This window comes from Duganella sp. 3397 (genome assembly GCF_031456625.1).
Taxonomy (GTDB): Bacteria; Pseudomonadota; Gammaproteobacteria; order Burkholderiales; family Burkholderiaceae_D; genus Rugamonas; species Rugamonas phyllosphaerae.
On record NZ_JAVDVB010000002.1, the window covers coordinates 74,764 to 88,522 of the forward strand.

Genomic DNA, 13,759 nt, shown 5'->3' on the forward strand with positions numbered 1-13,759 from the left:
TCCATGAATCAAGTCGAACAATTCAAACAAACCCGCAAGTCGCAACGCAAGTTCCAGTGGTTCTCGTTCCTCGGCATTGCCGCCATGGTGCTGGGCACCAGCCTGGCCATGGCGCAAACGCCTGCCGCCGATTTGCCCGGCAAGGGCATCAAGGTGCAGGCGCTGCAAAGCTCGATCGCGGAAGAGACTTTCCAGACCATGCTGGTCGAGCGCGCGCTGGAAAAGCTCGGCTACGAAATCCTGCCGATCAAGGAAGTCGAGTATCCGACCGCGCACATCGCGATTGCCAACGGCGACGCCACGTTCCTGGCGGTGCACTGGGACCCGCTGCACAAGGATTATTACGATAACGCCGGCGGCGACGCCAAGCTGGTGCGCCTGGGCAAGTACGCCGGTCCCGCCGCCCAGGGCTACCTGATCGACAAGGCTACCGCCGACAAGTACCACATCACCAATATCGACCAGCTGCGCGACCCGAAGATCGCCAAGCTGTTCGACCACGACGGCGACGGCAAGGCCGACCTGACCGGCTGCAATCCGGGCTGGGGCTGCGAGGCGATGATCGAGAACCACATGGACGCCTACAAGCTGCGCGCTACCGTGCAGCACGTGCAGGGCAGTTATTCGGCGCTGATCGCCGACACCATCGGCCGCTACAAGCGCGGCGAACCGATCCTGTACTACACGTGGACCCCTTACTGGGTCAGTGGCGTGCTGGTGCCGGGCAAGGACGTGGTGTGGTTGCAGGTGCCGTTTTCGTCCAACCCGGACAAGACCAACACCCGCATGGAGGACGGCAGCGATTACGGCTTCGCGGTCAACACCACGCGCATCGTGGTCAACCGCGCCTGGGCCGGCAAGAACCCGGCAGCGGTGAAACTGTTCGAGGTGATGCGCCTGCCGATTGCCGACATCAACGCGCAAAATGAACGCATGCGCACCGGCCAGAACACCCAGGCCGACATCGCCCGTCACACGGCCGGCTGGATCAAGTTCCACCAGCAGCAGTTCGATGGCTGGATCGCCGAGGCCAGGGCCGCAGCCAAGCCTTGAGCCTTGAGCCTTAGGCTTTAAACTTTAAACCACCTCTTCGCCGCGCCCTGTGCCATGCAGCTTGCTGATGGCCAGCGCGGCGGCCGAGGTGCGTGTCTCCACCCCCAGTTTGACGAACACGTGTTCCAGGTGCTTGTTGACCGTGCGCGGGCTGGTGCCGAGGATTTCGCCGATATCACGGTTGGTCTTGCCCTTGACCAGCCAGTTCAACACTTCCGATTCGCGCTGCGTCAGCTTGAAGGCCGCCATCAGTTTTTCGATCTGGGCCGTGTCCGATTCTTCGCGCAGCACGATCATCCATTGTTCGTCTTCGCTGTATTCAGCTGCCGAAAAGATCAGTCGCCGGGCGCCGCGTAACAAGGTCAGCGGCGGGTGCGCCTGGCCCCTGGCGTGCGCTTCCTGCGTTGCCGCCAGCCATTCCGGCAATTCCTTCTCCACCGCGTAACCTTGCATCAGCGTGCGCGCCAGCGGCGTTTGCCAGACGATCTTGCCGTCCTGCGGCGACATGGCGATCACCGCATTGCCGAAGGCGTCCAGCGCGCTGCGGGCCTGGTCCATCAGGCGCGCGGTCTGGCGATGCGCGGCGATGCGCGCCATCACTTCGCTGGTGCGCACCGGCTTGGTCACGTAGTCGTTGCCGCCCGCTTCGAAGGCGGCCACCACGTGCTCCGACTCGGTCAACCCGGTCATGAACACCACCGGGATGTGGCGCGTGACCAGGTTCGCTTTCAACCGGCGGCAGGTCTCGAAACCGTCCATGCCGGGCATCATGGCGTCGAGCAGGATGATGTCCGGCTGCGCCTCGGCCGCGCGCACCAGGGCCACTTCGCCGCCGTTGGCCACCAGCACGGTGTAGCCCGATTCGTCGAGCGCGTCGTGCAGCACTGCCAGGTTCTCGGGCACGTCGTCCACCACCAGTACGACGCCCGGTGCCGCAGGATTAAAGTTCATGGTCTTTGCTCTTTCGGATAAAGTCTGCCATCACGTCCAGCTGGAAGCGCGCGGCGTGGCCGCGCAGGATGTCGGTAAAGGCGCGGTAGCGGGTATCGAGCGCATCGATCTCGTCTAGCCGCGCCTTGATGCCGCGCACGTAGCCGATGCGCACCAGCTCCGCCAGCGCGGACAGGTGTTCGTCTGGCGGCAGCACCAGCGCTGCGGATGGTGATGCGGCCGGCGCTGCCGCAGGCTCCACGGTGGTCCACTCCAGCGCCAGGCGGCGGCCGAGCCAGTCGAGCAGTTCGGCGATATTGACCGGCTTGACGATGAAGTCGTCGGCGGTGATGCCGGCCGCGTTGTCCATGCCCTTGTCGAAGGCGTTGGCCGAGACGATGGCAATCGGTGCTTGCGAATTATGGCGGCGGCGCAGCACGTAGCTGGTTTCCCAGCCGTCCATGCCGGGCATGGCCAGGTCCATCAGCACCACGTGCGGCTCGAATGACGCGTGCAGGTCGATGCCTTCCAGTCCCGACGCGGCCTGCGCCACCACGAAGCCCAGCGGCGTGAGGATATTGACCAGCAGCTCGCGGTCCACCTGCTCGTTGTCGACCACCAGCACGCGCCGGCGCGGGCCCAGATAGCCGTTGCGCTGGCGCGGCGGCGCCAGCGTCTCGGCCAGCGCCTTGCCGGCCACGTGCACGCTGGGCAGGAACAGCCGCACGTGGAAGGTGCTGCCGACGCCAACAGTGCTGCGGATGCGCATCTCGCCACCCATCAGTTGCGTCAGCATGCGCGAGATCGGCAGCCCCAGTCCCGTGCCGCCGGCATTGGCCTGGGCGCTGGCGCTGCCGCGCGTAAACGGCTCGAAGATGTGGTCGAGTTCTTCCTGCAGGATGCCGGGGCCGGTGTCTTCGATCTCGAACGAGGCGATTTCGCGCGCGTAGCGCAGCCGCATCGTCACGCTGCCTGCGCTGGTGAACTTGACCGCGTTGCCCAGTACATTGATCAGGATTTGCCCGAGGCGCTTGCGGTCGGCGCGCACCACGCGCGGCAGGGCGCCGGTCAGTTCGTACCGGAAGCTCAAGCCCTTGTTGGCGGCCTGCAGTTCGAACATGCGCACCAGCTGGCCGATAAACTCGGGGAAGTCGATCTCGCGCGTGGCAAAGGTCAGCTTGCCGCCTTCGATGCGGGCGATATCGAGCGTGCCTTCGATCAGCGACAGCAGGTGCTCGCCGCTGCTGCGGATCACCCGCACGGCCTGCTGGCGGTGGGCGGGAATGGCCGGGTCGTTGTCGAGCAGCTGGGCGTAGCCGAGGATGCCGTTCAATGGTGTGCGGATCTCGTGGCTGATGCCGGCAATGTAGCGGCTCTTGGCCTGGTTGGCCTGCTCGGCGGTCTTGCGCGCTTCTTCGGCGATCTTGCGCGCCTGCTGCAGCTGGGCGTCGGTCTCGTTGTGCAGCGCGATTTCGCGCGTGAGCAGCCCGGTCTGGCGGTTCGACTCCTCCTGCGCCACGCGCCGGCTTTCGCTGGTCAGCACCAGCCACCAGGCCACGATGCCCGAGGCCAGCAACAGTGCGGCAAACACTTTTACGAAGGCCAGCCGCAGTTGCGGCAGCAGCGTGGCGTCCGGCAGCACCGACTGCTCGTGGTAATACAACAGTCCCAGCAAAGCGCCCAGGAACAGCACGGTGACGATCATCAGGAGCAGGTAGTGACCAAGCCCGTTGCTCAGGTAGCGCCAGGTCGCTTGCGGCAGCATGGCGCGCATCGCTTGCTGCCACTGGGCGGACACGCGCGCGTGCGGCTTGCAGGCGTCGTTGCAGCGCGCGTCCAGGCAGCAGCACAGCGAGCAGATCGAGCCCTGGTAGGCCGGGCAGTGCGCCATGTCTTCGGACTCGTACTCCTTTTCGCAGATCACGCAGGTGCGCGACTCGACCTGCGGCGCCGCGCGCGCCGTGTAGTACTTGCCGCGCGTGGCCAGCGCGATCAGCGGCGAGGTGATAAAGGCGGTCACCAGCGCGATGAACGCCGAAAATGCCTGCGCCTGCACGCCGAACGCGCCCATGAAGGCAGCCACCGACAGCATCGACGCCAGCAGCATGGCGCCCACGCCCACCGGGTTGATGTCGTACAGGTAGGCCCGGCGAAACTCGATGCCCTTGGGGCTCAGCCCCAGCGGCTTGTTGATCACCAGGTCGGCCACCACGGCGGTAATCCACGAGATGGCGATGTTGGAATACAGCCCGAGCACCTGGTCGAGCGCCTGGAACACGTCGAGCTCCATCAGCAGCACGGCGATCAGCGCATTGAACACGGCCCACACCACGCGGCCCGGGTGGCTGTGTGTGAGGCGCGCAAAAAAATTCGACCACGCCAGCGAGCCGGCATAGGCGTTGGTCATGTTGATCTTGATCTGCGAGATCACCACCAGCACGGTGGTGGCCAGGAGCGCCAGTTGCGGATGCTCGAACACCAGGCCGAAACCGGTCAGGTACATATGGGTGGGATTGACCGCCTGCTCGAGCGGCACGGCCGCGCGGATGGCCAGAAAGGCCAGCAATGCGCCCCCGAGCATCTTGGCGATGCCGAGCAAAATCCAGCCCGGGCCGGCGATCAGCACGCCGAAGTGCCAGCGCCAGCGGTTCTGCGGTGTCCTGGGCGGCATGAAGCGCAGGAAGTCCACCTGCTCGCCGATTTGCGTGATCAGCGCCACGCCCACCGCCGTGGCAGCGCCAAAGGCCAGCATGTTGAAGCGGCCGTGCTGGCCCGGTTGGCCGTGCTGGCCGGCGTAGTCGAACAGCTGCGGCAGCAATTCGGGCTGCTTGTGCAGGATGGCGATGAAGGGCAGCGCCATCAGGATCAGCCACACCGGCTGGGTGAGCATCTGGATGCGGCTGATCAGGGTCACGCCGTGGGTCACCAGCGGGATCACCACCAGCGCGCTGACCAGGTAGCCGAGGTAGAGCGGCAGGCCGAAATACAGTTCCAGTGCATAGGCCATGATGGCCGCTTCCAGCGCGAACAGGATGAACGTAAACGACGCATAGACGAACGACGAGATGGTCGAGCCGATGTAGCCAAAGCCGGCGCCGCGCGTCAGCAGATCCATGTCCACGCCGTAGGTGGCGGCGTAGTAGCTGATCGGCAGCCCGGTGGCGAAGATGATCAGACCCACGGCCAGGATCGCCCACAGGGCGTTGATGAAACCGTAGTTGACGGCGATGGTGCCGCCGATGGCCTCCAGAACCAGGAACGAGATGGCGCCGAACGCGGTGTTCGAGACGCGAAAGATCGACCAGCGCCGGAACGAGCGCGGCGTGTAGCGCAGCGCGTAGTCTTCGATGGTTTCGCTGGCCACCCAGGTGTTGTAGTCGCGGCGGATCTTGATGATGCGCTGGGCCGGTTCGGTCGCGGTTTCGCTTGTCGTCATGACGAACTATCAAGCAAAAAGCGTACCCAGGTAAAACGTGGCTAGCGCTGGCGGGTGGCGTTCAGTTCCTGCAGTTTGCGTGTCAGTTCTTCCTGCATCGCTGGCGACAGGTTGATGAACTGGCAGCCGATCTGCACCTGCTCGCCCAGCAGGAACGAGCGGAAAGTGCGCGACAGGCGTACTTCGAGGTCGGCGATCATCACCGTATCGGGGCCGAGTTCGAGCCGCACCCGTTGCAGCTTGCGGCCCACGTGCAGGCCCACGGTATCGCGCGGGGGCGCGCGCATGCCCACGCCGCCGGCGGAAAAATCGTAGAGCTGCAATTCGTACGGCTTGCCGTTCAACACGAACGACGCCATGTAGTAGATGCCGAGCGGGGTTTCCAGCCGCGTCGACGAGCGCCGGTTGAGCACCTGGCAGCGCAGCGGGAAGTCGAGCGGAATGATGGTCGGCTGGTCCGGCACCGGGGTCCAGTTGTCGTAGGCCAGCTTGAACTGCATCTTGGACGAGCGCAGCCAGGCAACAAAGGTCGCTTCGCCGGGCGGAATGAATTCGCCCTCGTTCAATTCGAGAGTGAAGTGGGGCAGTTCGGGATGAACCGACAGGATACGGCCGAGCACCACGTTCGTGCTCGATGCCGGATAGATCGACACCGGGTCGCCATTTTGCGCCAGCAACGACAGCGCTTCCGCAATGTCATGCTCGTCGCTCATTTCATGCGGCTGCGAGCCGGGCGGCATCGGTTCCACCGCGTCTTTCAGCAGCGGCGGCCCACGGCGCATGTCATTCGGTATAGGATCGTTCACGACGGCATATCTCTTCACTAACGTCACTGTGCGGGGTCGGATCGCACAGTGTATATTTTATTGCTGCATTTGGCTTGCGTTTTGGCAAGTTTTTTTGACCGGTTGTGCAAAATTGCTTAAAACTGTTCGTCGGGACGCAGGTAACGCCACTCGCCGACCGGCAGATCGCCGAGCTTGACCTTGCCGATGCGCACGCGTTTCAAGCCGATCACTTTCAAGCCCACCATGTCGCACATGCGGCGAATCTGGCGTTTTTTACCTTCGCGCAGGGTAAAACTGAGCTGGTCGTCGTTCTGCCAGCGCACCTTGGCCGGCTGCAAGGCTTTGCCATCCATCCACAGGCCGTGGTTGAGTTTTTTCAGGTCGCTGTCGGGCAGCTTGCCCGGCTTGGTGTATTCGACGCGCACCAGGTATTCCTTGTCGACGTCGGTAGTCTCGCCGATCAGGTGCTTGGCCACGCGGCCGTCCTGCGTCAGCACCAGCAGGCCCACCGAGTCGATGTCGAGGCGGCCGGCCGGCACCAGCGAGCGCAATTGCGTCGGGTGGAACTGCTCGGGCGACGGGTCTTCGGCCCAGCGGTTTTCCGGCTTGATCAGCACCACCGCCGGCTGGTAGCCGTCTTCGGCCTGGCCGCTCACATAGCCCATCGGCTTGTTGATCAGCACCGTGACGCGCTTCGATTGCTCGGCGGCGGCCTGCCGCTCGACCGATACGCGCTGGCTCGGATAAATCTTGGTGCCCAGCTCGGACACCACCTTGCCATCGACGCGCACCCAGCCGCGCGCGATCCATTCGTCGGCTTCGCGGCGCGAGCACAGGCCCAGTTCGGACATGCGTTTGGACAGGCGTAATAATTCTTCTGACATGATGCTCTTTATAAAGTGATAGTTGACGACCTGCGTGCTAGACCTTCATGGCGTCGAGCAGGTCGGTTTCCAGTTGCAGCTGGTTGCGCGGGTTGCCCAGCGCGGCGCCATCGATCAGGAACACGTCTTCCACCCGCTCGCCCAGGGTCATCACCTTGGCCGTGTGCAGGTTGAGGCGGTACTTGGCCAGCACGTTGGCGATCGCGTACAGCAGGCCGGCGCGGTCGTTGGCGGCGATCGACAGCAGGTAGTACTGGCCCCGTTCGTCCGGGCGCAGATCGACCGTCGGCTGCATCGGGAACGTGCGCGACAGGCGCGACAGCCGGCCCTTGCCCGGCGGCGACAGCGGCTCGGGGTGGGTGAGGGCGCCGCACAGTTCGTGCTCGATCAGGTTGATGATGTCGCGGTAGCTCTTGGCGAAATTCTGCTCGGTCACCAGGAAGGTATCGAGCGCGTAGCCGTGGCGCGTGGTGTGGATCTTGGCGTCGAGGATGCTGAAGTTCTTGCGGTCGAAGTACGAGCAGATGCGCGCGAACAGGTCGGGCTGGTCGCGCAGGTACACGGCGATCTGCAGGCCTTCGCCGATCGGCGCCAGGCGGCACTTGACCACCGGCTGCTCGCTGTTGAACTTGTCGTACAGCGCGCGGGTTTGCCAGGCGATGTCGGAGGCGTCGTGGCGCAGGAAGTACGCGACGTCGAGCTGCTTCCAGAACGCCAGGTGGGCGTCCGGCGCCAGGCCGTAGAGGCGCAGCGTGGCCAGTGCTTCCTGCTGGCGGTTTTGCAGTTCGTGGTCGGCGCTGTGCGGCTGGCCACCCAGGACGCGCAGGGTGATCCGGTACAGGTCCTCGAGCAGCTTGGCCTTCCAGGCATTCCACACCTTGGGGCTGGTGCCACGGATGTCGGCTACCGTCAGCAGGTACAGCGCGGTCAGATGGCGTTCGTCGCCCACCTTGCGGGCAAAGGCGGCAATCACATCGGGGTCGGACAGGTCCTGCTTCTGCGCCACCTGCGACATGTCGAGGTGGTGCTCGACCAGGAATGACACCAGTTCGGTGTCGGCGTCGTTCATGCCGTGGTCGCGGCAGAACTGTTCGGCATCGACGCGGCCAAGGGTGGAATGGTCGCCGCCACGGCCCTTGGCGATATCGTGGAACAGCGCGCCCAGGTACAGCAGCCAGGGTTGGCCGAAGTTGGCCATCAGCTGGCTGCAGAACGGGTATTCGTGCGCGTGTTCGGCCATCGAGAAGCGGCGCATATTGCGCACCACCATCAGGATGTGCTGGTCCACCGTGTACACGTGGAACAGGTCGTGCTGCATCTGGCCGACGATCTTGCGGAAGTTGGGCAGGTAGCGGCCCAGGATCGACAGGTCGTTCATGCGCCGCAGCGCGTGGATGATGCCCTTGGGCGCCTGCAAAATACGCAGGAACAGCGCGCGGTTGGCCGGATCGGCGCGGAAAGCGGCGTCGATCAGGAACCGCTCGTTCCACAGCGCGCGCATGGTGCGCGAGGTCATGCCCTTGAGCGAAGGACGCTCGGTCATCAACAGGAAAATTTCGAGGATGGCCGATGGCGTCTGGGTGAACGTGTCGTCGTCGCGCATGTCGATCAGGCCGTTGACGTCGTTGAAGCGGGCGTTGATCTGTACCGCGTGCTCTTCGCGCGGGAACAGCCGTTCCTCGATGTTTTGCAGCAGGATGGTGTTGAGCTGGGTAACCGCCTTGGCGGCCCAGTAGTAGCGCTGCATCAGGTATTCGCTGGCGCGGCGCATCTCCACGCCGGCGCCGGTGTTTTCCAGGCCCAGCGACTCGGCAATCGCCGTCTGCACATCGAACACCAGGCGATCTTCGCGCCGCCCCGCGTGCAGGTGCAGGCGCACGCGGATATCCTTGAAGGCGCGCTCTTTTTCCATCAGCCCCTTGGCTTCGGCTTGCGTCACTAGGCCGCTGGTGGCCAGCGTGCGCCACGAGTTGGCCAGGCCGGCCGCCTTCACCAGCCACAGGATCACCTGCAAGTCGCGCAGGCCGCCCGGGCTTTCCTTGCAGTTCGGCTCCAGGCTGAAGGCCGTGTCTTCGTATTTGGCGTGGCGCTGGCGCATTTCCAGCAGCTTGGCCTGGAAGAAGGCCTGCGGGTCCATGGCCGCGCTGTAGCGCGCCTGCAGCTGCTCGAACAGCGGCTCGTCGCCGCAGATCAGGCGCGCCTCGAGCAGGCTGGTTTGCACCGTGATGTCGGCCTTCGACTCTGACAGGCATTCATCGACGGTGCGGATGCTGCTGCCGATTTCCAGGCCGAGATCCCACAGCAGCTGCACCAGTCCTTCGAGCTTTTCGGTGGTGGCCGCGTCGGGCGCGTGGTCGAGCAGGATCAGGAGATCGACATCGGAATACGGGAACAACTCGCCACGGCCGTAGCCGCCCACGCCGACTAACGCCGTGTTGGCGGGCAGGCGCGCATGGTGCCAGGCTTCGGTCAGCACCGCGTCCACGCTCTGGCGCAGGCTGCGCAGCAGCTTTTCCGGCATGCCGTCAGTGCGGAAAGTGCCGATGATGACCTGGCGTTCGGCTTTCAGCTGCGCTTTGAGGCGTTCGCGGATTTCCTTGTCCATGGAGTTTTACTTGGCGGCGTTGGTGATGAAGGCTGGCGGCGGCGGGCTGCCGGCCGACAGCGTGAGCACTTCGTAGCCGGTCTCGGTCACCAGGATCATGTGTTCCCACTGTGCCGACAGGCTGCGGTCCTTGGTCTTGATGGTCCAGCCGTCGCCCATTTCGCGGATTTCGCGCTTGCCGGCGTTGATCATCGGCTCGATGGTGAAGATCATGCCGGCCTTGAGTTCTTCCAGCGTGCCCGGTTTGCCATAGTGGAGCACCTGCGGCTCTTCGTGGAATACCTTGCCGATGCCGTGGCCGCAGAACTCGCGCACCACGCTGTAGCCGGCTTTTTCGGCGTGTTGCTGGATGGCGTGGCCGATGTCGCCGAGGTGGGCGCCCGGTTTCACCTGCGCGATGCCGAGCCACATGCACTCGTAGGTAATTTCGGATAGGCGCTTGGTCATGATCGACGGCTCGCCGATCAGGAACATGCGGCTGTTGTCGCCGTGGTAGCCGTCCTTGATGACGGTGATGTCGAGGTTGACCGAGTCGCCGCTTTTCAGGACCTTGTCGCCGGGGATGCCGTGGCAGATGACGTCGTTGACCGACGTGCAGATGGCCTTGGGGTAGGGTGTGTAGCCGGGCGGGCTGTAGTTGAGCGGCGCCGGGATGGTGCCTTGCACATTGGTCATGTATTCGTGGCACAGGCGATCGAGTTCGCCGGTGGTCACGCCAGCCTTGACGAACGGCGTGATGTAGTCGAGCACTTCGGAGCCGAGGCGGCCGGCAATGCGCATGCCTTCGATGTCTTCGGCGGATTTGATGGATATGGACATAGTTAAGCTGGGTATTCTATGGAGGAGTGCGGAACGAGCGCGGACAGCAAGCGGACCGGGGTCTGCTCGCTGTTTGCTAATAGTATGGAATTATAGACGACGCGTGCGCGGGTTGGCAGGTTGTCGGGCCGGTGGCCCCGGCCAGGCTAAGACTAAGACTAAGAACTAAGACTCGCGCCGGCGGCGGCGCGCGATGCAACCCATCAGGCCCAGGCCGGCCAGCAGCATGGCCCAGGTTTCGGCTTCGGGTACCGCCGCGACCGGCACATCTTCGCGCGGGGGCGTGATGCCGCCGAGCTGGCGTGGCTTCAATGGCGCGCGGGTGGGGTACCCGGAGAGCGGCTCCCAGCCCGGTAGCGGGAAGTTTGACGCGCCGCTCAGCAAGGGCGGCGTCTCCGCCCTTTGTTGCTCCTGCGCATCGTAAAGTCCGAGCTCGTAGGTGCCGACGTGGTCGGTCCAGTCGAATACCGTCGTCGTTTCCAGTTCGCGTTCCGGTGTTGGCATGGCGGTGGGGGGCATCGCGGTGGGCTCATCTGTATCGCGCCGGGTGATGCGGCTGACGTTGCCGCAGATCTCGGGCACCAGGATGCAGTGGCCGTCGGCGCAATACACGGCGCCGGGCTCGACGCGCGCGGCGCTCCACTTGGCGCGACTGACCGTGCCGCACACCTTGTCTTTGCCGAAATGCATGTCGCGGATGGCGGCGCCGTAGCGATGCTTGCCCTCGATGGCGTCGCGCTTGATGGCGACCATTTCGTCCGGGTTGCCGTATTGCAGCCGGTACTTGAGCTTGGTGCGCACTTTTTCCGGCAAGTCCTTGTAGCGGTCGATCGCCGCCTGCGCCGTGCCAGTGTAGGGATTGGCGCCGGGGTTGTCCCAGGAGCAGTCGACCGGCGTGGTGGCGGCAGCGGCGGCAAGGGCAATGGCGAACAGGGCGGACATGGTGTCTCCAGAAACGGCAACTGTAGCAATGGTGAAATATTGCCAACAGTAATTATAATATGGTAACTTAGTTGGTTCCCGGATAATATTACAAGGAAATTACCTTTGTATATTTATTTTTGACGAAAGTCATGTTTTGGTGCGTCATCGCTCATTTGCGCAACAGATTGGTGCGTGGTGATGTGAGGGGTGCACCAGGATGTGGCGCAGGGGAGCTGGGCGTGCGGCACTTGCCAGGAAACCACGTTCGGGGATATAATCTCGGGTTGCTTGAATCCGCTTTGAGCAATGCAGTAAAAAATCACTTATTTTCGTTAATAAACTCGAATCCGATCGACAAGGGTGCCTGGCGTAATAACCGGGTCACTGGTCGGATTCCAGACCCAACCCTGGAGTTAAAAAATGTCCGTAACTATGCGCGAAATGCTGGAAGCCGGTGTCCACTTCGGTCACCAAACCCGTTTCTGGAACCCAAAGATGGCACCGTTCATCTTCGGTCACCGCAACAAGATCCATATCATCAACTTGGAAAAGACGATGGGTATGTATCAAGAAGCGATGAAGCATGTTAAGCAAGTAGCTGCAAGCCGTGGCACCATCCTGATGGTCGGCACCAAGCGCCAGGCACGCGACATCATCGCTGCTGAAGCTGCACGCGCAGGCGTTCCTTTCGTTGACCAGCGCTGGCTCGGCGGCATGCTGACCAACTTCAAAACCATCAAAACCTCGATCAAGCGTCTGAAAGACATGGAAGCCCAGGTTGAAGACGGTTCGGTTGAGAAGCTGTCGAAAAAAGAAGCGCTGATGTTCCAACGCGAAATCGTCAAGCTGCAAAAAGCAATCGGTGGCATCAAGGACATGGGCGGCGTTCCTGACGCAATCTTCGTCGTTGACGTCGGCTACCACAAGGGCGCCATCACCGAAGCCGCAAAACTGGGCATCCCGGTTATCGGCGTGGTCGATACCAACCACTCGCCAGAAGGCGTGAAGTTCGTCATTCCAGGTAACGATGACTCGTCGAAAGCAATCACCCTGTACGCACGTGGTGTTGCCGACGCGATCCTGGAAGGCCGTGCTGCTGCCGGTAACGAAGTAGTTGAAATGGTTAAAGCCGCCGCCGGCGACGAATTCGTCGAAGTCGAGCAAGCTTAATTGTTTGAAGTTGGCTTGAGGGGTACATTCCCTTCATGCTGGCTGAAAGAAAAAGGGGTGGCCACCAGCTCCCCCTTTTTTTTAACATCAATGGGTTAGAGCCATAACGGTTCCCCATCCCCCGAATACCGAACAACAGGAGAAAACACATGGCAGCGATTACAGCAGCAATGGTAGGCGAACTGCGCGCGAAAACCGACGCGCCGATGATGGAATGCAAAAAAGCACTGACCGAAGCCGAAGGCGACATGGGTCGTGCTGAAGAGATCCTGCGCGTCAAGCTGGGCGGCAAGGCATCGAAAGCATCGTCGCGCGTGACCGCCGAAGGCGTGGTTGCCAGCTTCATCAACGGCGGCGTAGGCGCCCTGGTGGAAGTGAACTCGGAAACCGACTTCGTTGCGAAAAACGACGACTTCCTGGCCCTGGCCGCCAACGCTGCCAAGCTGGTAGCCGAACACAACCCGGCCGACGTCGCTGCCCTGCTGGCCCTGCCAGCTGGCAACGGCCAGACCCTGGACGAAGTGCGCGCTGCCCTGATCGGCAAAATCGGCGAAAACATGTCGATCCGTCGCTTCCAGCGTTTTGAAACCACCGCCAAGCTGGCGTCGTACCTGCACGGCGCGCGCATCGGCGTGATCGTCGAGTTCGACGGCGCCGACGAACAGGTCGGTAAGGACGTTGCCATGCACATCGCCGCGATGAAGCCAGTCGCGCTGTCGTCGGACAACGTGCCAGCCGAACTGATCGAAAAAGAGCGTTCGGTTGCGAAACTGAAGGCCGACGAAGATGCCGCCGCAGCCGTTGCTGCCGGCAAGCCGGTACAGCCTGCCGACATCGTCGCCAAGCGCCTGGAAGGTTCGGTACAGAAGTACCTGAAAGAAGTATCGCTGCTGAACCAGGCTTTCGTGAAAAACGACAAGCAATCGATCGAGCAGATGCTGAAAGAAAAAGCTACCACGGTTAAATCGTTCACCATGTACGTGGTGGGCGAGGGCATCGAGAAGAAGGTAGACGACTTCGCAGCAGAAGTGGCCGCTCAAATGGCCGCGATCCAGGGTTAATCACCCTGCAAGTTAAAAAACGGGCCGCGAGGCCCGTTTTTTTAGCCTGACCCCGTAATATTAATTCTTAAGCAACAGTCGCGCTGCCG

At 62.7% G+C, this 13,759-nt stretch carries 10 protein-coding genes; 3 read left to right on the top strand and 7 right to left on the bottom strand.

Going from position 1 to position 13,759, the window contains the following annotated elements; translation table 11 throughout:
• Nucleotides 1–3 precede the first annotated feature (3 nt).
• Nucleotides 4–1,053, top strand: a complete 1,050-nt coding sequence (proX, locus tag J2X54_RS05000) for a glycine betaine/L-proline ABC transporter substrate-binding protein ProX (RefSeq protein WP_310178601.1) — start codon at nucleotides 4–6, stop codon at nucleotides 1,051–1,053.
• Nucleotides 1,054–1,077: 24 nt separating this feature from the next.
• On the opposite strand, the gene J2X54_RS05005 is transcribed toward proX, so the two are convergent.
• The 7 genes from J2X54_RS05005 to J2X54_RS05035 all read right to left on the bottom strand — a co-directional run bounded on the left by J2X54_RS05005 (nucleotide 1,078) and on the right by J2X54_RS05035 (nucleotide 11,457).
• Nucleotides 1,078–2,004, bottom strand: a complete 927-nt coding sequence (locus J2X54_RS05005) for a response regulator transcription factor (RefSeq protein WP_310178603.1) — start codon at nucleotides 2,002–2,004, stop codon at nucleotides 1,078–1,080.
• Nucleotides 1,994–5,419, bottom strand: coding sequence for an ATP-binding protein (locus J2X54_RS05010; RefSeq protein ID WP_310178606.1), 3,426 nt, complete (start codon nucleotides 5,417–5,419; stop codon nucleotides 1,994–1,996). The genes J2X54_RS05005 and J2X54_RS05010 overlap by 11 nt, the downstream gene beginning before the upstream one ends.
• 41 nt (nucleotides 5,420–5,460) lie before the next feature.
• Nucleotides 5,461–6,132, bottom strand: a complete 672-nt coding sequence (locus tag J2X54_RS05015) for a flagellar brake protein (RefSeq protein WP_404990892.1) — start codon at nucleotides 6,130–6,132, stop codon at nucleotides 5,461–5,463.
• A gap of 209 nt (nucleotides 6,133–6,341) precedes the next feature.
• Nucleotides 6,342–7,091 (bottom strand): pseudouridine synthase, encoded by a 750-nt coding sequence (locus tag J2X54_RS05020; RefSeq protein ID WP_208600019.1) that lies wholly within the window; start codon nucleotides 7,089–7,091, stop codon nucleotides 6,342–6,344.
• A 37-nt stretch (nucleotides 7,092–7,128) separates the two neighbouring features.
• A complete protein-coding gene (locus J2X54_RS05025; RefSeq protein ID WP_070247609.1) occupies nucleotides 7,129–9,696 on the bottom strand; it encodes a [protein-PII] uridylyltransferase in 2,568 nt (855 codons plus the stop codon).
• Nucleotides 9,697–9,702: 6 nt separating this feature from the next.
• Nucleotides 9,703–10,515, bottom strand: a complete 813-nt coding sequence (map, locus tag J2X54_RS05030; RefSeq protein WP_070247608.1) for a type I methionyl aminopeptidase — start codon at nucleotides 10,513–10,515, stop codon at nucleotides 9,703–9,705.
• Between the two features lie 165 nt (nucleotides 10,516–10,680).
• Entirely contained in the window at nucleotides 10,681–11,457 is a 777-nt protein-coding gene (locus J2X54_RS05035; RefSeq protein ID WP_310178616.1) for an MHFG family PEP-CTERM protein, read from the bottom strand.
• Nucleotides 11,458–11,859: 402 nt separating this feature from the next.
• Here J2X54_RS05035 and rpsB point away from each other — a divergent pair, with 402 nt between their 5' ends.
• Both rpsB and tsf read left to right on the top strand, forming a co-directional pair.
• Nucleotides 11,860–12,609, top strand: a complete 750-nt coding sequence (gene rpsB / locus J2X54_RS05040; protein WP_019919692.1) for a 30S ribosomal protein S2 — start codon at nucleotides 11,860–11,862, stop codon at nucleotides 12,607–12,609.
• Between the two features lie 149 nt (nucleotides 12,610–12,758).
• Nucleotides 12,759–13,670, top strand: a complete 912-nt coding sequence (tsf, locus tag J2X54_RS05045; protein WP_070247606.1) for a translation elongation factor Ts — start codon at nucleotides 12,759–12,761, stop codon at nucleotides 13,668–13,670.
• The last annotated feature ends 89 nt before the right edge of the window (nucleotides 13,671–13,759 follow it).

What these genes read in the sequence shown, in the direction of transcription:
- J2X54_RS05015 (WP_404990892.1), bottom strand. Translation starts at nt 6,132, where the DNA reads ATGAGCGACGAGCATGACATTGCGGAAGCGCTGTCGTTGCTGGCGCAA.
- tsf (WP_070247606.1), top strand. Translation starts at nt 12,759, where the DNA reads ATGGCAGCGATTACAGCAGCAATGGTAGGCGAACTGCGCGCGAAAACC.
- J2X54_RS05005 (WP_310178603.1), bottom strand. Translation starts at nt 2,004, where the DNA reads ATGAACTTTAATCCTGCGGCACCGGGCGTCGTACTGGTGGTGGACGAC.
- J2X54_RS05035 (WP_310178616.1), bottom strand. Translation starts at nt 11,457, where the DNA reads ATGTCCGCCCTGTTCGCCATTGCCCTTGCCGCCGCTGCCGCCACCACG.
- proX (WP_310178601.1), top strand. Translation starts at nt 4, where the DNA reads ATGAATCAAGTCGAACAATTCAAACAAACCCGCAAGTCGCAACGCAAG.
- J2X54_RS05010 (WP_310178606.1), bottom strand. Translation starts at nt 5,419, where the DNA reads ATGACGACAAGCGAAACCGCGACCGAACCGGCCCAGCGCATCATCAAG.
- map (WP_070247608.1), bottom strand. Translation starts at nt 10,515, where the DNA reads ATGTCCATATCCATCAAATCCGCCGAAGACATCGAAGGCATGCGCATT.
- J2X54_RS05025 (WP_070247609.1), bottom strand. Translation starts at nt 9,696, where the DNA reads ATGGACAAGGAAATCCGCGAACGCCTCAAAGCGCAGCTGAAAGCCGAA.
- J2X54_RS05020 (WP_208600019.1), bottom strand. Translation starts at nt 7,091, where the DNA reads ATGTCAGAAGAATTATTACGCCTGTCCAAACGCATGTCCGAACTGGGC.
- rpsB (WP_019919692.1), top strand. Translation starts at nt 11,860, where the DNA reads ATGTCCGTAACTATGCGCGAAATGCTGGAAGCCGGTGTCCACTTCGGT.